The following is a 20,846-nucleotide window of genomic DNA, read 5'->3' as shown; positions in this document are numbered from 1 at the left end:
GTTACAACACCTGGCGCAGGAACGCTTGGGCCCGGGGGTCTCTCGGCGCATCGAAGAACTGCGCCGGGGCGGCGTCCTCCAGCAGCTTGCCGTGATCGAAAAACAGCACGCGATCAGCCACTTCCCGGGCGAAACCCATTTCATGGGTGACGCAGACCATGGTCATGCCTTCCAGGGCCAGGGCCTTCATCACGTCCAGCACTTCGCCGACCATTTCCGGGTCCAGCGCCGAGGTGGGCTCGTCAAACAGCATCACCTTGGGCTCCATCGCCAGCGCGCGGGCAATCGCCACACGCTGCTGCTGGCCACCGGAAAGCCGCGACGGGAACTCGTTGGCTTTCTGAGCGATGCCGACCTTTTCCAGGAGGGCCAGTGCCTTGGCTTCACGCTCTTTCTTACCGCGTTTGCGCACGACTTTTTGCGCCAGGCAGAGGTTTTCCAGCACGGTCATGTGGGGGAACAGGTTGAAGTGCTGGAACACCATGCCGACTTCGCGGCGGTAGGCGTTCACGTCGGTTTTCGGGTCGGCCAGTTGCAGGCCGTCGATGCTTACCGAACCGGAATCGAATTCCTCCAGGCCGTTAAGGCAACGCAGGAACGTCGACTTGCCGGAACCGGACGGGCCGATCACCACCAGCACTTCACCCTTGGCCACTTGGGTGGTCACGTTGTCCACCGCGCGCACGACGTGGCCACGGGTGTCGAAGACTTTTACCAGATCGCGGACTTCAATCACTTTGCGCGAGCCTCCGCTCAAGCCGGCTGGCGATTTTCGACAGCGGCAGGTTGATCAGCAGGTACAGGCCTGCGACGCAGAACAGGATTTCAAACGGTGAGAACGAGGTGGTGATGACCTCACGGCCGCTTTTCAGCAGTTCGGTAATCGCGATCACCGACACCAGGGAGGTGTCCTTCACCAGGCTGATAAATTGCCCGGCCAGAGGCGGCAGCACACGCTTGAAAGCTTGCGGCAACACCACATGACGCATTGACTGGCCAGCACTGAGCCCCAGGGAACGTGCCGCTTCATTTTGGCCACGGGCAATCGACTGCACGCCGGCACGAATGATTTCTGCCACATAGGCGCCGGTAAACAGCGACAGCGCGGCGATCCCGGCGAACTCCCTGGACAGGTTGAGCACCGTGCCGATAAAGAAATAGAAAATGAAGATCTGCACCAAGAGCGGCGTGCCGCGCACCAGTTCGACGTAGATCGTCGACAAGTCGCGCAACGTCGGGTTATTCGACAAGCGACACAAACCGGTCGCCAGGCCGATCAACAGTCCCAGCACCCCGGACACCACCGACAGCCACAACGTAGTCCACAGGCCCCACAGCAACGGGCCCGCAGCCCAATGCCGAGTAACGCCGACTACATCGCCCTCGGCCACGTCATCGCCCTTGGCCACTTGCAGGCTGTTCTCGGCCACGGTCAGGTGCTGTTCGTTGCCCTCGTCATTACGCAGGCTGACTTCAGCCACATCGCCCTTGCGCACCAACTCGCTGACGGTGGAAATGTCCGCCGCCCGCTGGGATTCTTCGGCCTGGTAGACGAAGTATTGCGGCACGCGGTTCCAGCGCCATTCGTAGGACATCAGCGAGGTGGCGTAATACAACGCGCCGGCCAGGCCGACCAGCACCAGCACCGTCAGCAGGTGCCAGGGCCATTGGGCTTTTTTCTGTTTCATTTCAGGTTCCGGGATGTGTATCGCCTGGCAGGCCCTATTCGCGAGCAAGCCCGCTCCCACATTTCGACCGCGATCTAATGTGGGAGCGGGCTTGCTCGCGAAGGGCTCGACTCGGTATTAAGCCAACCTTATTCCATGTCCTTGAGCCACTCGGAGCTCTTGAACCACTTGTCATGGATGCGATCGTAGGTGCCGTCGTTACGGATCTGGTGCAGGAAGTTGTTGATGAAGTTGATGCTGTCGTAGTCGCCCTTCTTCAGGCCGAACGCCAGGGGCTCAAAGGTGAACGGCTGGTCGAGGAACACCAGCTTGCCGGCGCCGACCTTGTTCACGGCCACCACGTTGTACGGCGCGTCATAGACGAAGGCGTCAGCCTTGCCGTTGACCACGTCGAGCACGGCTTCCTGCTCGTTGTCATAGCCGTGGTACTTGGCCTTGGAGATCAGCTTCTTGGCAACCATTTCGCCGGTGGTACCGAGCTTGGAGGTCAGGCGGTATTTCTCGTCGTTCAGGTCTTTGTAGGACTTGATGGTGCCTTCCAGCTCCTTGCGGATCAGCAGGGTCTGGCCGACCACGATGAACGGTTCGCTGAAGTTCAGGCGCAGGTTGCGTTCCTGGGTCAGGGTCATGCCGCTGCCGATCATGTCGAACTTGTTGGTCAGCAGGGCCGGGATAATGCCGTCATAGCCGGTGGAGATCGGCTCAAACTTCACGCCCATGGACTTGGCCATGGCCTTGAGGATGTCGACTTCAAAGCCGATGATTTCACCGCGCTTGTTGGTCATCTGGAACGGCATGTAGGTCGGGTCCATGCCGACTTTCAGCGTGCCGCGCTTGACCGCATCATCGATGGCGCCGGCGTGGGCCGCGTTGACCGCCACCAGTGCGGTGACGCCTAGCAGCAGCATCGAAAGATACTTTTTCATCATCAAGTCCCCTGAACTCATTTTATTGTGAGATCGGCGCGCAAAAGGGCTGCACCATTTCGGGGTGCGATCCTAACTCACTCACCGCCCGGTACAAAGGTTTCGCCGGGATTTGTTGCCAAGGTATGACAGAAAGCCCCACAACCGTGCAGAGAACGCCGCAGCTAGACACTTCAACCCACAGGTCGGCCAATTGCTTGATGTGTAAGTAGTTATGACTACCAGTCCACCTCCGCCATCCAGTCCGAGTCCTTGAACCACTTGTCATGCAGCCGATCGTAGGTGCCATCCTGGGCCACCTGATTGAGGAAGTGATTGATCCAGTTGAGGCTGTCGTAATCGCCTTTTTTCACGCCGAACGCCAAAGGCTCGTAGGTGAAAGGCTGCTCCAATGCCAGCAACGCACTGTTCTGGGGCTTGGTGATTGCGATCAGGTTATAGGGCGCATCGTGGACGAAAGCGTCGGCCTTGCCCTCCACCACCTGGCGCACGCCTTCTTCAGGGGTTGGAAAACTGCGCAGCTGTGCAGCGCCGAGAAACCTTTTCGCCGCCGCTTCGCCCGTGGTGCCTTCGGCCGCCACGATCCGGTAACCGGCCTCATCAAGGTCTTCGATGCTCTGGACCTGATTAGCCAACTGCGGATGCAGCAGCACGGTCTGGCCGACGATGATGAACGAGTCGCTGAAGTTAAGGGTGAGGTTGCGCTCTTGCGTTACGGTCATGCCGCTGCCGATCAGGTCGAACCGGCTGTCCAGCAGGCCGGGGATCAGGTCGGTATAGGGCACCGAAACCAGCTCCAGCTTTACCCCCAGCGCTTTGCTCATCTCCCGCAGCAGATCTATTTCAAATCCGACAATACGGCCTTTCTTGTCGGTCATCTCGAAAGGTACGTAGGTCGGATTGGTGCCGACTTTCAGTACGCCCCGCTGGACGGCTTCATCGATGGCCCCCGCGTGCGCCAGGTAACCGTGGGAAAACGCGACGATGCCGAGCAGCAGCTTCGACAAATACCTTTTAATCATGAAAAGCCCCTATTCCGTTAAACACACGCGCACCCGGCCACGCGTCAGTCCGCGTAGACCAGAGGTATCGAGTCAGATTTGGGGGGCGATGCTAACCCACTCGCCGGCACGGCAATACGCCTCGGCGAAGGGTCTTTTGTTTCGAAATAACAAGGAGTTAGCGAAATGAAACAGAAGGGAAAAACAGCGTAGGACAGTGGCAGCAAACGCCCCCGAGGCGTTACCTCGGGGGCGTCTGAATCAGGCTGGTTGAGCCTGGGACGACAGTGGTTTCAATGGCAGCAACGGCGCATGCGGATCAGCCTTGACCGATTCGCGCCAGGCGTTGAGCCATTCGGCGTTGCCTTCGTTCCAGACCTGCTCGTGCAAGCGCGCCAGGGCCACCGGGTCACTGAGCAAGGCCAGGCGTTCGCCGTTGTTGAGGCCGGCCGGGCCGACTTTCAACGCGTGGCGAACACGGTCAATACGCAGCCATTCGATCGGCTCCGCCTGCCCATGACGGGAAGTCGCCAGGGCACACGCCAGGGCGTTCTGCTGTGGATCGACCACTGCCCGCACAAACCCGTCATTCAGCGCATGCCAACGGTTTTCGTGGGTGTATTTGTCGGTCGACAACAGCGCCTGGGGCGGATTGTATTCCTCAGGGATCAAAAACAGGCTCTCGTCGCGAGACTTGAGGCCCAGCTTGACCCGGCTGGAAATAACCGACACCGGAATCGACAGCATCAGCGAACCGACGATCGGCACCAGCCACCACAGGAAGCTTGGGTTCAACCACACCACCAGCAGTGCCCAGAAGAAGCCGAGCAGAGTCTGCGGGCCGTGGCGCTTGACCGCCTCGCTCCAGGGCGTGGAGTCATCGTCACGTTGCGGCGAGTTCCAGGTCGCAGCCCAGCCGAGGAACGCGGCGAGTACGAAACGGGTGTGGAAGATCATCCGCACCGGCGCCAGCAACATGGAGAACAGCATCTCCAGCAACATCGACAAGGTCACCTTGAACTTGCCGCCGAACTCTTTCGCGCCCTTGGCCCAGATCAAGATGATACTCAGCAATTTAGGCAGGAACAGCAGCACGATGGTGGTGGAGAACAGCGCCACCGCCTTGTCCGGATGCCATTGTGGCCACAGCGGGTACAACTGGCGTGGCGCCATGAAGTACTGCGGCTCCATCAGCGTGTTGACCGCCAGCAAGGCCGTCGACAGCACCAGGAAGAAGAACCACAAGGGTGCCGAGAGGTACGACATCACGCCGGTCAGGAACACCGCACGGTGCACCGGGTGCATGCCTTTGACCAGGAACAGGCGGAAGTTCATCAGGTTACCGTGGCACCAGCGACGGTCACGCTTGAGTTCGTCCAGCAGGTTCGGCGGCAGTTCTTCGTAGCTGCCCGGCAAGTCGTAGGCAATCCACACGCCCCAGCCGGCACGGCGCATCAGCGCAGCTTCAACGAAGTCGTGGGAGAGGATCGCACCGGCAAACGCGCCTTTACCTGGCAACGGCGCCAGGGCGCAGTGCTCGATAAACGGCTTCATGCGGATGATCGCGTTGTGGCCCCAGTAGTGGGATTCACCCAACTGCCAGAAGTGCAGGCCGGCGGTAAACAGCGGGCCATACACACGAGTGGCGAACTGCTGCATGCGCGCATACAGGGTGTCCATACCCGACGCACGTGGCGCGGTCTGGATAATCCCGGCATCCGGCGTGGCTTCCATCAGGCGTACCAGGCTGGTCAGGCAGTCGCCGCTCATCACGCTGTCGGCGTCGAGCACCACCATGTACTTGTAGTCACCACCCCAGCGACGGCAGAAGTCGTCGAGGTTGCCGCTCTTGCGTTTGACGCGACGGCGACGGCGGCGATAGAAGATCTTGCCGAAGCCACCCGCTTCGCGGCACACGTCGAGCCAGGCTTGCTGCTCGGCGATGCAGATGTCGGCCTCGTTACTGTCGCTGAGGACGAAGAAGTCGAAGCGATCCAGGTTACCGGTGGCAGCCACCGATTCGAACGTCGCGCGCAGGCCGGCAAATACCCGGGGCACGTCTTCGTTGCAGATCGGCATCACCAAGGCGGTGCGGGCGTCTTTCGGAATCGGCTCGTCACCAGCACTTTTACCGGAGATACGGTACTTATCGTGACCGGTCAGCAGTTCCAGGAAGCCCATCAGCGCGGTCCAGAAACCGGCCGAAACCCAGCAGAACAGAATCCCGAACAGCACCAGGATGCTGGTTTGCAGGGCGTAAGGCAGAACCTGGGTAGCGGTTTGCAGCAGGGTCTGGTTGCGGATCTCGTCAAAGTCGACGAAGGACCAGCCCTGGTACGGCATGATGCCTTTCATGTACCAGCCGGCGACGATCGTCTGGCCGAGCATCAGCACCAGCAGGATGTACCGACGGATCGAACCGACGGTGCGCCAGCGAGCAGCCGGCAGCACGCGCTCATCCTTCGGCGGTGCCGGAGGATTGGTGCGACCGGTCAGGCGGCGCCAGCCACGCACCAGGATATTGGTGCGCCATGGCTCAGGCACAACCTTGGTCCGGCGGATCGGCGGCGTGGCCTTGAGGCAAACCCGGCCGCTGGCGTCGAGCGCCAGCATTTCGGCGTCTTGCAGCTCTTCGGCGGTGTTGAGGGTCAGCCGGGCGCCGACCGACGCTTGGGCAGCGTCGGCAGGTGCGTCGAACGTGGACGATGACAGGCGCTTGTGCAATTCACTGAAGGACTCGCAGCCCGCCAGTTCGGCGCGCTGCTCATCGGTCATCGGTAGATGCGCCAGGTACTCGGCAAGAGTCTCTGGCTGGACTTGAGAATTACTCATCGGCAGGCAACTGATAGCTCCAGGTTTCGGTCAGGACTTGCTCTGTCTTGGCCGGCTCCGGTGTGGCTGGGGCAGCCGCTTCCGGCTGCTTGGCGTCCTTGTCCTTGGCGTCTTTCTTGGCCGCTTTCTCGTGCTGTTTAGCCAGCACTTTGTCGGCTTTCAGCACTTGGGTCGAAACCTTCTCTGGTTCCGGCTGCACGATGTCCTGGACCAGGGCTGCGCGCATTTCAGTCGGCTTGCCTGCGTCCTTGATCTTCATGCGCAGGGTCAGGCGCCAGCCTTGGGTGTGCGGGTTGTAGCGCACGCTGTTTTCAACGATTTCGGCGTTGTCGCCCACGCTGACCTGGCTGCGAACCGGTGCGTCAGCTGGCAGTTTCTTCAGGGACGGGCCCTCGAAGTCCACCAGGTAAGCCACGCTGCCGTCTGGCTGACGGATCAGGTTGGATTGCTTGACGTCGCCGGTGGAACGCAGGGTCTGCTTGACCCAGGCGCTTTCAGGCGAATGGAACTCGGCGTCTTTCAATGTCCAGTGCAGGCGGTAGGCAACGTCCAGCGGCTTGCCTGGCTCCGGCAGTGTTTCCGGGCTCCAGAAGGCAACGATGTTGTCGTTGGTTTCATCGGCGGTCGGAATCTCTACCAAGTCGACGGAGCCCTTGCCCCAGTCGCCTTCAGGCTCGATCCAGGCGCTTGGGCGCTTGTCGTAGTTGTCGTCGAGGTCTTCGTAGTGGCTGAAGTTGCGACCGCGTTGCAGCAGGCCGAAACCGCGCGGGTTTTCCACGGTGAAGTTGCTGACCGACAGGTGTTTAGGGTTGTTCAGCGGGCGCCAGATCCACTCGCCGTTGCCGGCATGGATCGACAGGCCGCTGGAATCGTGCAGCTCGCGACGGTAGTTAAGAACCTTGGACGGCTGGTTGGCGCCGAACAGGAACATGCTGGTCAGCGGAGCGATGCCCAGCTTGGTGACCTTGTCACGCAGGTACATCTGGGATTTGACGTCGACAATGGTGTCGGTGCCAGGGCGCAGGATCAGGCGATAAGCGCCGGTGGCCCGTGGCGAATCCAGCAAGGCGTAGATCACCAGCTGCTTCTCACCCGGCTTTGGACGTTCGATCCAGAACTCGGTGAAGCGCGGGAACTCTTCGCCGGACGGCAAGGCAGTGTCGATCGCCATGCCACGGGCAGACAGGCCGTAGACCTGATCTTTACCCACGACGCGGAAATAGCTCGCGCCGAGCATGGTCATGATCTCGTCTTGCTTGTCGCCCTTATTGATCGGGTACAGCACACGGAAACCGGCATAACCCAGCTGTTCGGTGGACTTGGGATCAAACTTGACGTCGCCGAAATCGAAGCGGGACGGGTCGTATTTGATTTCCTGGACGCTGTCGGCAGTGACTTCGTTGATTTTCACCGGTGTATCGAAGTGCATACCCTGGTGATAGAAGGACAGCTTGAACGGGGTGTTTTGATCGGCCCACTCGGCTTTCTCGTTGCGGAAACGAATTTTCTGGTAATCAGCGAATTTCATTTCGCGGAATTCGTTTGGCAAATTGCTGCGCGGAGCTTCGTATTTCTGCCCGGCCAGCTCTTTTGCCTTGGCCGACACATCATCCAGACTGAATGCCCACAGTTGACCCGCGCCGAACAGGCAAAACAGGGCAGAGCCCGTTACCAGTGCGTTTCGTAACCGTTTGGCAGACAATTTTGGTGCATTACAGGGACTAACAATCACGAGCAACCCTCGCCGAAAACAGATCAAAAAACCAACGGCCAGCTATCTATATGCCAGGTTGGCGAGCATTGTTCCGACTCCCATGGGGCTAAATGATTCCCCAACAGCCATCGGACAAGTCTCTACCTAAGTCAAAAATGGACCAATCAACGCTGATCCCCGTAGCGCGCGATTATCTAGTAGCCCGCGTGACAACGCATCAGGGTCAGCGAAGTATTTGTAGCGAAAACCCGGTTTTTTGGGCATTACAAGTCGTTTTCAGTACATTCACGTCTGTAACAGGAAGGTGACCGGCCCGTCATTGACCAAATGCACCTGCATATCCGCGCCAAAACGCCCCGCCGCTACCGTGCCATGCAATTGTTGCGCTTGTAACAACAGGTAGTCGAAAAGTGCCTCGCCCACCGCCGGCGGTGCCGCCGTGGAGAAGCTGGGACGCAAGCCGCTCTTGGTGTCTGCCGCCAGGGTGAACTGCGACACCAGCAGCAAACCGCCGCCAATGTCTTTCAAGGACAGGTTCATCTTGCCCTCGTCATCGCTGAACACCCGATAGTTAAGCAGCTTATGCAGGAGCTTGTCGGCGCTGGCCTGGGTATCTGAAGGCTCGACGGCCACCAGCACCAGCAAACCCTGGTCTATCGCACCCACCACCTGCCCTTCTACCTCGACCCGGGCGCCGCGCACCCGTTGCAAAAGCCCCTTCATGCTTCTTCAGGCGGCAAATCAAGCAGGCGCCGTGCCATTTCACTCGCCGCACGCACCAGCGCATCGGTGATTCCGGGTTCGGACGCCGCATGGCCGGCCTCGCGGATGATCTGCAGCTCACTGTTGGGCCAGGCCTGATGCAGCTCCCAGGCGTTATCCAGCGGGCAGATCATGTCGTAGCGGCCATGCACGATTACGCCAGGCAGGTGGGCGATCTTGTGCATGTCGCGAATCAGCTGGTCGGGCTCAAGGAACGAGTTGTTGGTGAAGTAATGGCATTCGATACGGGCAATCGACAGGGCGCGCTGGGGTTCGGAAAAGCGCTCGATCAACTGCGGGTTCGGGCACAGGCCTAACATGCGGCCTTCCCACGTGGACCAGGCTTTGGCGGCGTGCATCTGGGCGATCTGGTCGTTGCCGGTCAGGCGCTTGTGATAGGCGCTGAGCAAGTCGTGGCGCTCTTCCTGGGGGATGGGCGCCAGGTAGTCCTGCCAGTAATCCGGGAACAGGCGGCTGGCGCCAGCCTGGTAGAACCACTGAATGTCCTGGGGGCGCGCCAGGAAAATGCCCCGAACGATCAAGCCGTGCACGCGCTCCGGATGGGTTTGCGCGTAGGCCAGGGCCAGGGTCGACCCCCAGGAACCGCCGAACAACACCCATTTTTCGATGCCCAGGTGCTCGCGGATCCGCTCAAGGTCGGCCACCAGGTCCCAAGTGGTGTTGTTTTCCAGGCTGGCCCGTGGAGTGGAGCGCCCGCAGCCACGCTGATCAAAAGTAACAATTCGATAGAGATTTGGATCGAAATAGCAGCGGCTATTGGCGTCACACCCGGCACCAGGGCCGCCGTGGATGAACACAACGGGCAAGCCTTCCGGGGAACCGCTTTCGTCGACGTACAGGACGTGGGTTTCATCGACGGCCAGATCGTGCCGGGCGTAGGGTTTGATCTGCGGGTACAAAGTCTGCATTGCGCGCTCCGTAAGGGGTCGAGTTCATCCCTGGGGGGACGTCTATTATTTTGCCGTCTGGCATCATAAACCCGAATTGTGCAATGAGCATGTCCTAGCAGACTTAGAGCTGTGTCAGCAAAACACCACGCAGATAATCCAGCAGATAAACGTAGAGCCGATCGACCTCCGCCACCTGGCCCCGGGCCCGTAGACAGCCGTGGATCAGGCCTTTTCCGGGATACAGCGTGGCAGCCACCCCGGCAGCCTGGAGGCGCTCGGCGTAGAGCATGCCGTCGTCCCGCAGCGGGTCGAACTGTGCCACGGCGATCAGCGCCGGTGGCAACCCGCTGAAATCCACGGCCAGCAATGGCATGGCGTAGGGCGACGGCTTGCCCGGCCCACGCAGGTAAAGGGCGAGATAGCACTCGGTGTCGGCGGTACTGAGCAGCGGCGCGTCGACGCAGTCGCGACGGGACGGCAGGTCGGCGGGGCCGCCCAGGCCGGGGTAGATCAGGATTTGCGCCAAGGGCTGCGGTTGATGGTCATCCCGCAGGCCCAGGCACAAGGCGGCCGCCAGGTTGCCGCCGGCGCTGTCACCGGCCACCAACAGGCGTTGCAGGTTGACCTGGCAGGGCGCTTCGCCCGCCTGAATCGCCTGCCAGACTGCGCGGCAATCGTCGAAGGCCGCCGGGAACGGGTGTTCGGGTGCCAGTCGGTAGTCGATGGCGATCACCAGCACCTGCAGCGAGTCGGCCAGTTCACCGCAAATAAAGTCGTGGGAATCCAGCCCGCCCACCACCCAGCCGCCACCGTGCATATAAAGGATGCATGGCCATCCGCCATCATGGGTTGGCGTCGCCGGTTGATACATGCGTACACCCACGCCACTCAGGGAAACGTCTGACACCTGTAACCCTTCAGGGCGCGCCGGGGTGAACGCTTGGCACATGCGGTCATAGCTCCGGCGCAATCCGGCCAGCGATGTGTCGTCGCTGGTGAAGGATTCGGTTTTTTCGACGAAGGCGCACATCTGCGCGGAAATCGGGTAGTGGGACATGAAGGTGATCGTCCTGATAGGAAGATTCAAAGCACACCACAAGGCAAATGTGGGAGCTGGCTTGCCTGCGATAGCGGTGTGTCAACCAACGCCATCGTCGACTGATACACCGCCATCGCGGGCAAGCCCGACTCCCACATTGGTTCTCTGTTGTTTGATCTATCGTGTTCGCATCAGGGCTTGAGACTGGCCTGCACCGCCGCCACGCCGTCTTTTCCATCCAGGGTCGTTACACCCGTCAGCCAGCGCTGCAAATCCTCGGGGTTGTCCCGCAACCATTGTCTGGCTACCTCCTGCGGCGTCTTGCGATCCATGATCGGCACCATCAACTGGCTTTCCTGGGCCGCGGTGTAGGTCAGGTTCTCCAGCAGGCGTGTCACGTTGGGGCAACGCTCGGCGTAATCCGGCGCCGTCACCGTGGAGACCGTGGCCATGCCTTCGTTGGCGCCGAACACATCTTCACTGCCGGTCAGGTAAGCCATTTTCATGTTGATGTTCATCGGGTGCGGGGTCCAGCCGACAAACACCACGAACTCTTTGCGATTCACTGCGCGCTGCACGGCTGCCAGCATGCCCGCCTCGCCGGAGGCCACCAGCTTGAAGCCGCCGAGGCCGAAGCGGTTGCTGTCGATCATTTTCTGGATATCGGTATTGGCGCCGCTGCCCGGTTCGATGCCATAGATTTTGCCGCCCAGTTTGTCCTTGAAACGGGCAATGTCGGCAAAGGTCTTCAGGCCTGCGTCCGCAACATACTGCGGCACCGCCAAAGTCGCCTGGGCGTCGGCCAGGCTCGGCTTGTCGAACACCTTGACCTGGTTGGCCGCGAGGAACGGTGCGATGTTGTTGTCCATCGCCGGCTTCCAGTAGCCCAGGAAGATATCCAGGCGCTTGTCGCGGATGCCTGCAAAGATGATTTGCTGCACGGCGCTGGTTTGCTTGCTGTCATAGCCCAGGCCATTGAGCAGCACATCGGCCATGCCGCTGGTGGCGATCACGTCAGTCCAGCTGACCACGCCCATGCGCACGACCTTGCACGAGGCCGGATCGGCGGCCATCGCATTGGCGCTCAGGAGTGCGGCGCCGGTGAGAGTCAACAGGCAACGGTTGAACAGTCTTTTCATCGATGCGGTCTCACTCGGCAGTTTTTATTGTGGGAGTGGCGTCTGACGCGCCGTGCCCAACACCTTACCCAGCGAGACCTCGATAGAAGCGACCTGTGGCGACTGTGAGTTGCACTCAGGCGACTTGAGAGGTGTGTGGCTGTGAAGCCCTCTTCGCGAGCAAGCCCGCTCCCACATTTGATTGCATTTCGACTGCAGAAACTCGGTCGAATGTGGGAGCGGGCTTGCTCGCGAAGGCTATCTCAGCAGCGACGCCAATCAGGAGTAATGCCGCTTGCCCCAGGTCAGGAACCCTTCCAGCAGTTCCTTCAACACCACCCGCGTCGGCTCGGCCAGGTCGGCGCGATAACGAAACGGTTCAAACTCTTCCATGTAGGTGCACTGCCCCAACTCCAGTTGCACCGCATGAATGTTCTCGGCCGGGTTGCCGTAGTGCCGGGTGATATGCCCGCCTTTGAAGCGTCCGTTGAGTACATGGGTGTACTGCGGGTGGCCGGCGCAGGTGGCTTCCATCTGGCTGGCGAGTTGCGGATCGCAGGCAGCGCCGTTAAAGGTACCGAGGTTGAAGTCCGGCAGCTTGCCTTCGAACAGGTGCGGGATCACCGAGCGAATCGAGTGCGCATCAAACAATAGTGCATAGCCGAACTCGGCCTTGAGCCGGGCCAGCTCGTTCTGCAGGGTGCGGTGATACGGCGTCCATATCTGTTCCAGGTACGTGGCGCGTTCGGCCTTGGACGGTTCCAGGCCTTCGCGGAACAGCGGCACACCGTCGAACAGCGTCGCCGGGTACAAGCCGGTGGTAGCGCCGACGTACAGCGGCTTGTCATCGGACGGCCGATTCAGGTCGATGACAAAACGCGAATACTCGGCCGCCAGGGTGCTGGCGCCCAGCTCTTCGGCGAAGTCGTACAGCGTGGGAATGTGCCAGTCGGTGTCCGGCAGGCTTTGCGCCTCGGGGATCAGCCCGGCTTGCACCGCCGGCGTCAGGCGCAGGCCCGCGTGAGGCATGCTGATCAGCAGCGGCACACGGCCTTGTTTGAAGTTCAGAACCTTATCCACAGCAGTACTCCTTAAACGGTGACATCGACGCCGTGGCGCACGACGCGTTTTTCCAGCTCGCCACCCAGCCAATAGGCCAGGTCAGCGGGACGATCAATCTGCCAGGCGACAAAATCCGCGACCTTGCCCACCTCCAGCGAACCGTGGCTGTTCCCCAGACCCAAGGCGGTAGCCGCATGTTGCGTGGCGCCGGCCAGGGCTTCCTCCGGGGTCATGCGGAACAGGGTGCAGGCCATGTTCAACATCAAGCGCACCGACAATGCCGGTGACGTGCCCGGATTGAGGTCGCTGGCGATGGCGATCTTCACACCGTGCTTGCGCAGGGCGTCCATCGGCGGCAACTGGGTTTCCCGCAGGAAGTAGAACGCCCCCGGCAGCAACACCGCGACAGTGCCGGAAGCGGCCATGGCGATGGCGTCTTCCTCGGTCATGAATTCCAGATGGTCCGCCGACAGCGCCTGATAACGCGCCGCCAGGCTGGAGCCGTGCAGGGACGACAACTGCTCGGCGTGCAGCTTCACCGGCAAGCCGAGCTTGTGTGCAGCGATAAAGACCCGCTCCACCTGCTCCGGCGAGAACGCCAGGTATTCACAGAAGGCGTCGACCGCATCCACCAGTCCCTCCGCTGCCAGCGCCGGCAGCATCTCGGCGCAGATGTGTTCGATGTAAGCATCGGCACGGTCCACGTACTCCGGCGGCAATGCGTGAGCTGCCAGGCACGTGCTGCGTACGCTCACCGGCAGCTCGGCGCCGAGGCGGCGGATCACCCGCAGAATCTTGCGCTCGCTGGCCAGGTCCAGGCCGTAGCCGGACTTGATCTCCACAGTGGTCACGCCATCCCGCAGCAAACTGCGCAGGCGCTTGCGGCTGCTTTCGAACAACTCATCTTCGGTCGCCGCCCGCGTGGCGCGCACGGTGCTGGCAATACCGCCACCGGCCGCTGCGATCTCGGCGTAGCTCACGCCTTGCAGCCGCTGCTCGAACTCGCCGCTGCGATTGCCGCCGAACACCGTGTGGGTGTGGCAGTCGATCAGCCCCGGCGTGACCCACGCCCCTTGCAGGTCATGGGTGGTTGCGTAGTCCGCCTTCGGCAGTTCGGCGCGCGGGCCGATCCACTCGATGAGCGTGCCCGAGGTCACGATGGCGGCATCCTCGATGATCGAGTATTTGCCCTGGGCCATGGTTGCGACGTGGCAGTGTTGCCAAAGCGTTTTCATCAACGCCTCCGTTGGGTTATCGATGAGACAAAGCCGGGTCGTAATGAACCTTGGCTGCTTGCCCGGCGGAGGGTTTGACCCACAGCAGATAGGCAACGATCAGCAAGACGATCCACACGGCACCGACCATAAGGGCAGCCTGGGTGTCCGGGAAATAACCCAGCACGCCGAAGATAAACAGCATGAATACGATGGCTGCCGCTGGCGCGTACGGCCAGAACGGCACCGGGAATTTCAGCTCGGCAATCTGTTCCTTGGTCATCGAGCGACGCATGGCGACCTGAGTGACCAGGATCATCAGCCACACCCACACCGTGGCGAAGGTCGCGATCGAGGCGATGACCAGGAACACGTTTTCCGGGATCAGGTAGTTGAGCACCACACCGCCGAGCAACGCGGCGCCCATCACCACCACGGTCATCCATGGCACGCCCTGGCTCGACAGTTGGGCAAAGCCTTTGGGCGCCTGCCCTTGCTGGGCCAGGCCGTACATCATGCGACCGGCGCCGAAGATGTCGCTGTTGATCGCCGAGACGGCGGCCGAGATCACCACGATGTTCAGGATGGTCGCCGCCGAGCCGATACCCAAGTTGCTGAAGATCTGTACGAACGGGCTGCCCTGGCTGCCGATCTGTGGCCACGGGTAGATCGCCATCAGCACAAACAACGTCAGCACGTAGAACAGCAGGATGCGCAGCGGCACGGCGTTGATCGCCTTCGGGATCACCCGCTGCGGGTCCTTGGCTTCGCCGGCGGTGATGCCGATGATTTCGATGCCGCCAAATGCAAACATCACCACCGCGAAGGACGCGATCAAGCCACCCACGCCGTTAGGCATGAAGCCGCCGTGGGCCCACAGGTTGCTGAGGCCGGTGGCCGGCGCGTCGCCCGCCGAGTGAATACCGAACAGCATGATGCCGAAGCCGCCGAGGATCATCGCGACGATGGCGCCGACCTTGAGCAGAGACAGCCAGAACTCCATTTCGCCAAAGACTTTGACGTTGCACAGGTTCAGGCCGCCGATCAGCAACACGATGCCGAGCACCCAGACCCAACGTGCGACTTCGGGAAACCAAAAGCCCATGTAGATGCCGAAGGCCGTGACGTCGGCGAGGCAGACAATGATCATTTCAAAGGCGTAGGTCCAGCCGAGGATAAAGCCGGCCATTGGGCCCAGGTAGGTGCTGGCGTACTGGCCGAAGGAGCCGGACACCGGGTTGTGCACGGCCATTTCGCCGAGGGCGCGCATGACCATGAACACCGCGGCGCCACCGATCAGGTAGGCCAGGAGTACGGCCGGGCCGGCCATCTGGATGGCGGAGGCAGAGCCGTAGAACAGCCCGGTGCCGATCGCGGAACCGAGTGCCATGAAGCGAATATGTCGGGCGGATAGCCCGCGTTTTAACGTCTTTTCTTGCTGGTGCATTTCTCGTCCCTATTTGTTTTTATTTTCTGTAGGAGCGAGCTTGCTCGCGAAGGTATTCCAGGCGCATCGCTGCGGTGGATGTACTTTTTTCGCGAGCAAGCTCGCTCCTACAGGGGGCATCCATCCCTTAGAGGCTCGGCAGCAACTTCGCCGGCACCAGCTCATTCAGGCAACGCGTCGCCAACAACTCACTGGCGGCATTGATGTCCGGCGCAAAGAACCGGTCCTTCTCATAAAACGCCACTTTGCTGCGCAGGATCCCGCGAGCTTTTTCCAGTGCCGGCGAGGTTTTCAAACCATTGCGCAGGTCCAGGCCCTGGCAGGCCGCCAACCATTCCACCGCCAATACACCACGGGTGTTCTCGGCCATTTCCCACAGGCGTTTGCCCGCAGCCGGCGCCATCGATACGTGGTCTTCCTGGTTCGCCGAAGTCGGCAGGCTATCCACGCTATGGGGATGGGCCAGCGCCTTGTTCTCGCTGGCCAATGCCGCCGCGGTCACCTGGGCGATCATGAAGCCGGAGTTCACGCCGCCGTTGCCCACCAGGAACGGCGGCAGTTGCGACATGTGCTTGTCCATCATCAACGAGATACGACGCTCGCTCAGGGAGCCGATTTCCGCGATGGCCAGCGCCATGTTGTCAGCGGCCATGGCCACCGGTTCCGCATGGAAGTTGCCGCCGGAAATCACGTCACCTTCAGCCGCAAACACCAGCGGGTTATCCGACACCGCATTGGCTTCCACCACCAACACTTCGGCCGCCTGGCGGAACTGGGTCAGGCAGGCGCCCATGACTTGCGGCTGGCAACGCAGGGAGTACGGGTCCTGGACCTTGTCGCAGTTCTCGTGGGATTGGGACACTTCGCTGCTTTCACCCAGCAGGGCGCGATACGCGGCCGCAGAGTCGATTTGGCCACGCTGGCCACGGGCAGCGTGAATGCGTGCGTCGAACGGCGAGCGCGAACCCAGCACCGCTTCCACCGTCAGGGCGCCACAAGCCAATGCACCGGCGAACAAGTCTTCACCTTCGAACAGACCACGCAGTGCGTAAGCGGTGGAAACCTGGGTGCCGTTGAGCAGCGCCAGGCCTTCCTTCGCCGCCAGGGTCAGCGGTGTCAGGCCGGCGACTTTCAGCGCCTCGGTGGCTTCCAGCCATTCGCCTTTATAGCGGGCCTTGCCTTCGCCCAGCAGCACCAGCGACATGTGGGCCAATGGCGCCAGGTCACCGGAAGCACCCACCGAACCTTTCAGTGGAATGTGCGGGTACACCTCGGCGTTGATCAGGGCGATCAGCGCGTCGATCACCTGCCGGCGAATCCCGGAAAAACCACGGCTCAGGCTGTTGACCTTGAGCACCATGACCAGCCGCACCAGCGCATCGCTGATGGGCTCACCGACGCCGGCCGCGTGGGACAGCACCAGGGAACGCTGGAGGTTTTCCAGGTCTTCGCTGGCGATGCGGGTCGAGGCCAGCAGGCCGAAACCGGTGTTGATGCCGTAGGCGGTGCGGTTCTCGGCGAGAATCTGCTCCACGCAGGCGACACTGGCTTCGATCTGGGCCGAGGCGCTGTCATCCAGGCTGAGGGTTACCGGCTGCTGGTAGATGGCCCGCAGTTGGGCAAGGCTCAGTTGGCCTGGAATCAGGTTTAGCGCAGTCACATTCATGCTCCTTTTGAGAGTGTTGTTAACTACCAGTCGCTCCGGATGCTTCCGTTATCCGCCGCTGTGCTCGTTTAGAGGATCAGTCGGCTTGGCACGCTGGTTATTGTTGGGAAAAGGTCAGTGCAAATTCGGTAGCGTGTGTTGCAGTAAATCGGCGTTCTTGAGCAGCGCTGCGGTGGCCGCGATGTCGGGTGCCAGCCAACGGTCCTGGTCGTAGGCCGGGACGTGTTCACGCAGCAAGCGCCAGGCGGCGTCGGTGCCGGCGCCGAAGCGTTGCTCCTGCAGAAACTCGAACGCCTGGGACGCCAGCAGGTACTCGATGGCGAGGATCTGGGTGACGTTTTCCAGCACCGAATACAGCTTCAGCGCGGCGTTGGTGCCCATGCTCAGATGGTCTTCCTGCAGGCCCGAGGTGACGAAGTTGTCGAGCACCGCCGGTTGCGCCAACTGGCGGTTCTGCCCGCACAGCGAGGCGGCGACGTACTGCACGATCATCATCCCGGAGTTGACCCCGGGGTTGCTCACCAGGAACGCCGGCAGGCCGCTGACATGCGGGTTGATCAGGCGGTCCAGGCGGCGCTCGGCGATGGAGCCGATTTCCGCCATGGCGATGGCGAGCATGTCTGCCGCCAGGGCCACGGACTGCCCGTGAGGGTTGGCCTGGGACACCACGCGGTAGTCGTCCGGCGTGCCGAGCACCAGCGGGTTATCCGTGGCGCCGTTGAGTTCGGTTTCGATCTGCCGAGTCGCATGTTCCAGTTGGTCGCGGGCCGCGCCGTGCACTTGGGGAATCGAACGGATGCTTAGGGCGTCCTGGGTGCGAATGCCTTTGCTGCTGGCGATCACTTCACTGCCGTCCAGCAACGCCCGCAGGTTGATGCCCACTTGCTGCATGCCCGGGTGCGGCTTGAGCGCGATGATCTCTTCATCGAAGGCGTCGATCTGGCCGCGCTGGCCTTCGAAGCTCATGGCGCCGATCACGTCGGCCCATTGCAGCAGACGATGTGCATCGGCCAGGGCCAGGCTGCTGAGACCGGTCATGCACGGCGTGCCATTGACCAGGCACAGGCCGTCCTTGGCTCCGAGCACCACCGGCTGCAAACCTTCTTCGGTCAGTGCCTGGTGCGCCGGAACGATACGGCCCCGGTAGCTGACGTCGCCGACGCCGAGCAAGGCAATGCCAATGTGCGCCATGTGGGTCAGGTAACCCACCGAGCCCTGGGACGGCACTTGCGGCGTGATGCCATGGTTGAGCAGCCCCAGCAGCGAATGCACCACCTGCGGATGCAGGCCGGATTTGCCGTGGCTGTAATTGATGATTGCCGCGCAGATGATTGCGCGGGTTTGCTCCACGCTCAGTGGCGCGCCGACGCCACAGGCATGGCTGAGCAAGGTGTTGCGCGACAGCCGGCTCAGTTGTTCGTCCTTGAGCGACACGTTGCACAAGGCGCCCAGGCCAGTGTTGATACCGTAGGCGCGCTCGCCGCTGCTGACGATGCGCTGGACGATGGCCTGGGCATTGTCGATGCGAGCCCAGGCCTGGCCCGAGAGTTCGAGGATCGCACCGTGGCGGGCCACCGCGACCACGTCCTGCCAACGCATTGGCGCGTCGGCGATGATGATTTTTTCAGCCTGGGACATCGTTGTACCTTCTTCAATTCTTGTGCAGCCTTACCGGCCTCTTCGCGAGCAAGCCCGCTCCCACAGGGGAATGCATTTCAAATGTGGGAGCGGGCTTGCTCGCGAAGAGGCCAGCCGGCTCACCACAAGATCCGGATCAGACCACCGCAGCACGCCGCTGAACAAACCGGTCCACATACTCATCGGCCGGCGAGTGCAGGATTTCCCGGGGCGTGCCGACCTGGATCAGCTTGCCGTCCTTGAGGATCGCAATGCGGTTGCCGATGCGCACGGCCTCATCGAGGTCGTGAGTGATAAAGACGATGGTCTTGTGCAGGGTCTTTTGCAGCTCCAGCAACTGGTCCTGCATCTCGGCGCGGATCAGCGGGTCGAGGGCGCTGAACGCTTCGTCCATCAGGATGATGTCGGTGTCGGCGGCCAAGGCGCGGGCCAGGCCCACTCGCTGACGCATGCCGCCGGAAAGCTGGTGCGGGTATTTGTTTTCGTAGCCTTTGAGGCCCACGGTTTCGATCCAGTGCAGCGCACGCTCGGCGCACACTTGCTTGGTTTCGCCGCGCACTTTCAAGCCATAGGCGACGTTGTCCACCACGCTTTTGTGGGGCAGCAGGCCGAAGCTCTGGAACACCATGCTGATCTTGTGCCGGCGAAATTGGCGCAGGGCTTCCATGTCCAGTTGCAGGATGTCTTCACCGTCCACCAGGATCGCGCCGCTGGTGGGGTCGATCAGGCGGTTGAAGTGGCGCACCAGGGTCGACTTGCCGGAACCCGACAGGCCCATGATCACGAAGATCTCGCCGGTGCCGATGCTCAGGGACAGGTCGTTCACACCCACCACGCAACCGGTCTCGGCCAGCACCTGGTCCTTGGTCTTGCCCTGGCCAATCAGCGCCAGCGCCTCCTTGGAACGATTGCCGAAGATCTTGAATACGTTTTTGACTTCAATCTTGCTGACGGTAGTCATTTGCTCGCCTCATGCCGTGGACGACCATAGGCCTGGGTAATGCGGTCGATGACCACTGCGAGAATCACGATCGCCAGACCGGCTTCAAGGCCACGTCCGACGTTAAGCGTCTGGATACCGACCAACACATCTTCACCCAGGCCACGGGCACCGATCATCGAGGCGATAACCACCATCGACAGGGCCATCATGGTGGTCTGGTTGATCCCGGCCATGATGCTCGGCAGGGCCAGCGGCAGTTGCACGCCGAACAGTTGCTGCCAGCGGTTGGCACCGAAGGCGTTGATCGCTTCCATGACTTCGCCGTCTACCTGGCGAATACCCAGGTCGGTCAGGCGAATCAGTGGAGGAGCGGCGTAGATCACCGTGGCGAAAATCGCCGGGACCTTGCCCAGGCCAAACAGCATCAGCACCGGGATCAGGTACACGAAGCTGGGCATGGTTTGCATGATGTCCAGCAGCGGCATCAGCACCGAACGCAGGCGATTGCTACGGGCCGACAATATTCCCAGGGGAATGCCGATCAGCACCGAGATCACCGTGGCCACCATCATCAGCGCCAGGGTTTGCATCAGCTTGTCCCACAGGCCAACGGCGCCCACCAGGAACAGCAAACCGACAATCACCGCTGTAGTGACGACCTTGCGCGTGGCGTGCCAGGCGATGCCGCCGACAATTGCCAGCATCAGCCACCAGGGTGCTGCACGCAGCACACCTTCAAGATTGACGATGGCCCACAACAGGGTATCGGAGATGTGCCGGAACACATCGCCGTAGTTGGTCACCAGCGAATCAACCCAACTGTTGACCCAATCGGCGATGGAAAACGTAAAACTCTCAGGAAACATAGTGTGCTCTCGATCCAGT

The 20,846-nt window shown here is 61.3% G+C and carries 16 protein-coding genes and 1 pseudogene; all 17 read right to left on the bottom strand.

Going from position 1 to position 20,846, the window contains the following annotated elements:
• Position 1 precedes the first annotated feature (1 nt).
• Positions 2 to 736, bottom strand: a complete 735-nt coding sequence (locus ACA046_RS02100) for an amino acid ABC transporter ATP-binding protein (protein ID WP_459025542.1) — start codon at positions 734 to 736, stop codon at positions 2 to 4.
• Complete coding sequence (locus tag ACA046_RS02095) at positions 729 to 1,688, bottom strand: amino acid ABC transporter permease (RefSeq protein WP_497675831.1); 960 nt, start codon at positions 1,686 to 1,688, stop codon at positions 729 to 731. Before ACA046_RS02095 ends, ACA046_RS02100 begins: the two co-directional genes overlap by 8 nt.
• A gap of 128 nt (positions 1,689 to 1,816) precedes the next feature.
• On the bottom strand, positions 1,817 to 2,614 hold the full coding sequence (locus ACA046_RS02090; RefSeq protein ID WP_076018212.1) for a transporter substrate-binding domain-containing protein: 798 nt from the start codon (positions 2,612 to 2,614) through the stop codon (positions 1,817 to 1,819).
• Between the two features lie 218 nt (positions 2,615 to 2,832).
• Positions 2,833 to 3,636 carry a transporter substrate-binding domain-containing protein gene (locus ACA046_RS02085; RefSeq protein ID WP_497675830.1) on the bottom strand — a complete coding sequence of 268 codons (804 nt, stop codon included), beginning with the start codon at positions 3,634 to 3,636 and terminating at the stop codon, positions 2,833 to 2,835.
• A gap of 220 nt (positions 3,637 to 3,856) precedes the next feature.
• Positions 3,857 to 6,447: pseudogene (gene mdoH, locus ACA046_RS02080) on the bottom strand (glucans biosynthesis glucosyltransferase MdoH).
• Positions 6,440 to 8,179, bottom strand: a complete 1,740-nt coding sequence (locus ACA046_RS02075) for a glucan biosynthesis protein G (protein WP_026078060.1) — start codon at positions 8,177 to 8,179, stop codon at positions 6,440 to 6,442. The pseudogene mdoH and the gene ACA046_RS02075 overlap by 8 nt, the downstream one beginning before the upstream one ends.
• Positions 8,180 to 8,446: 267 nt before the next feature.
• The gene (dtd, locus tag ACA046_RS02070; RefSeq protein WP_008439281.1) at positions 8,447 to 8,884 is read right to left on the bottom strand and encodes a D-aminoacyl-tRNA deacylase; all 438 of its coding nucleotides are present in this window, start codon (positions 8,882 to 8,884) and stop codon (positions 8,447 to 8,449) included.
• Entirely contained in the window at positions 8,881 to 9,852 is a 972-nt protein-coding gene (gene pip, locus ACA046_RS02065; RefSeq protein ID WP_076018106.1) for a prolyl aminopeptidase, read from the bottom strand. The genes dtd and pip overlap by 4 nt, the downstream gene beginning before the upstream one ends.
• 103 nt (positions 9,853 to 9,955) lie before the next feature.
• Entirely contained in the window at positions 9,956 to 10,891 is a 936-nt protein-coding gene (locus ACA046_RS02060) for an alpha/beta hydrolase (RefSeq protein ID WP_497675829.1), read from the bottom strand.
• Between the two features lie 173 nt (positions 10,892 to 11,064).
• The gene (locus ACA046_RS02055; RefSeq protein ID WP_497675828.1) at positions 11,065 to 12,012 is read right to left on the bottom strand and encodes a choline ABC transporter substrate-binding protein; all 948 of its coding nucleotides are present in this window, start codon (positions 12,010 to 12,012) and stop codon (positions 11,065 to 11,067) included.
• Positions 12,013 to 12,270: 258 nt separating this feature from the next.
• Positions 12,271 to 13,071 (bottom strand): N-formylglutamate deformylase, encoded by an 801-nt coding sequence (gene hutG, locus ACA046_RS02050; RefSeq protein WP_459025533.1) that lies wholly within the window; start codon positions 13,069 to 13,071, stop codon positions 12,271 to 12,273.
• An 11-nt stretch (positions 13,072 to 13,082) separates the two neighbouring features.
• Positions 13,083 to 14,288: an imidazolonepropionase gene (hutI, locus tag ACA046_RS02045; protein ID WP_459025531.1), complete on the bottom strand. Its 1,206-nt coding sequence runs from the start codon at positions 14,286 to 14,288 to the stop codon at positions 13,083 to 13,085.
• Positions 14,289 to 14,304: 16 nt separating this feature from the next.
• Positions 14,305 to 15,714 (bottom strand): amino acid permease, encoded by a 1,410-nt coding sequence (locus ACA046_RS02040; protein WP_459025529.1) that lies wholly within the window; start codon positions 15,712 to 15,714, stop codon positions 14,305 to 14,307.
• Positions 15,715 to 15,841: 127 nt separating this feature from the next.
• Positions 15,842 to 17,380, bottom strand: coding sequence for a histidine ammonia-lyase (hutH, locus tag ACA046_RS02035; RefSeq protein WP_085984627.1), 1,539 nt, complete (start codon positions 17,378 to 17,380; stop codon positions 15,842 to 15,844).
• A 114-nt stretch (positions 17,381 to 17,494) separates the two neighbouring features.
• A complete protein-coding gene (hutH, locus tag ACA046_RS02030) occupies positions 17,495 to 19,018 on the bottom strand; it encodes a histidine ammonia-lyase (RefSeq protein ID WP_459025525.1) in 1,524 nt (507 codons plus the stop codon).
• A gap of 136 nt (positions 19,019 to 19,154) precedes the next feature.
• Complete coding sequence (locus ACA046_RS02025; RefSeq protein ID WP_459025523.1) at positions 19,155 to 19,979, bottom strand: quaternary amine ABC transporter ATP-binding protein; 825 nt, start codon at positions 19,977 to 19,979, stop codon at positions 19,155 to 19,157.
• Positions 19,976 to 20,827: an ABC transporter permease gene (locus ACA046_RS02020; RefSeq protein ID WP_017478193.1), complete on the bottom strand. Its 852-nt coding sequence runs from the start codon at positions 20,825 to 20,827 to the stop codon at positions 19,976 to 19,978. Before ACA046_RS02020 ends, ACA046_RS02025 begins: the two co-directional genes overlap by 4 nt.
• Positions 20,828 to 20,846: the final 19 nt, after the last annotated feature.

Source organism: Pseudomonas sp. LBUM1641, assembly GCF_059716235.1.
The sequence above is the reverse complement of the archived record's forward strand: the minus strand, read 5'-3'. Positions and strand labels throughout refer to the sequence as shown.

Bases quoted from the DNA above. Each gene is read 5' to 3' on its own strand.
- ACA046_RS02060 (WP_497675829.1), bottom strand. From the start codon at position 10,891: ATGTCCCACTACCCGATTTCCGCGCAGATGTGCGCCTTCGTCGAAAAA.
- hutH (WP_459025525.1), bottom strand. From the start codon at position 19,018: ATGTCCCAGGCTGAAAAAATCATCATCGCCGACGCGCCAATGCGTTGG.
- ACA046_RS02085 (WP_497675830.1), bottom strand. From the start codon at position 3,636: ATGATTAAAAGGTATTTGTCGAAGCTGCTGCTCGGCATCGTCGCGTTT.
- hutH (WP_085984627.1), bottom strand. From the start codon at position 17,380: ATGAATGTGACTGCGCTAAACCTGATTCCAGGCCAACTGAGCCTTGCC.
- ACA046_RS02025 (WP_459025523.1), bottom strand. From the start codon at position 19,979: ATGACTACCGTCAGCAAGATTGAAGTCAAAAACGTATTCAAGATCTTC.
- dtd (WP_008439281.1), bottom strand. From the start codon at position 8,884: ATGAAGGGGCTTTTGCAACGGGTGCGCGGCGCCCGGGTCGAGGTAGAA.
- hutI (WP_459025531.1), bottom strand. From the start codon at position 14,288: ATGAAAACGCTTTGGCAACACTGCCACGTCGCAACCATGGCCCAGGGC.
- ACA046_RS02040 (WP_459025529.1), bottom strand. From the start codon at position 15,714: ATGCACCAGCAAGAAAAGACGTTAAAACGCGGGCTATCCGCCCGACAT.
- pip (WP_076018106.1), bottom strand. From the start codon at position 9,852: ATGCAGACTTTGTACCCGCAGATCAAACCCTACGCCCGGCACGATCTG.
- ACA046_RS02020 (WP_017478193.1), bottom strand. From the start codon at position 20,827: ATGTTTCCTGAGAGTTTTACGTTTTCCATCGCCGATTGGGTCAACAGT.
- ACA046_RS02095 (WP_497675831.1), bottom strand. From the start codon at position 1,688: ATGAAACAGAAAAAAGCCCAATGGCCCTGGCACCTGCTGACGGTGCTG.
- ACA046_RS02055 (WP_497675828.1), bottom strand. From the start codon at position 12,012: ATGAAAAGACTGTTCAACCGTTGCCTGTTGACTCTCACCGGCGCCGCA.
- ACA046_RS02090 (WP_076018212.1), bottom strand. From the start codon at position 2,614: ATGAAAAAGTATCTTTCGATGCTGCTGCTAGGCGTCACCGCACTGGTG.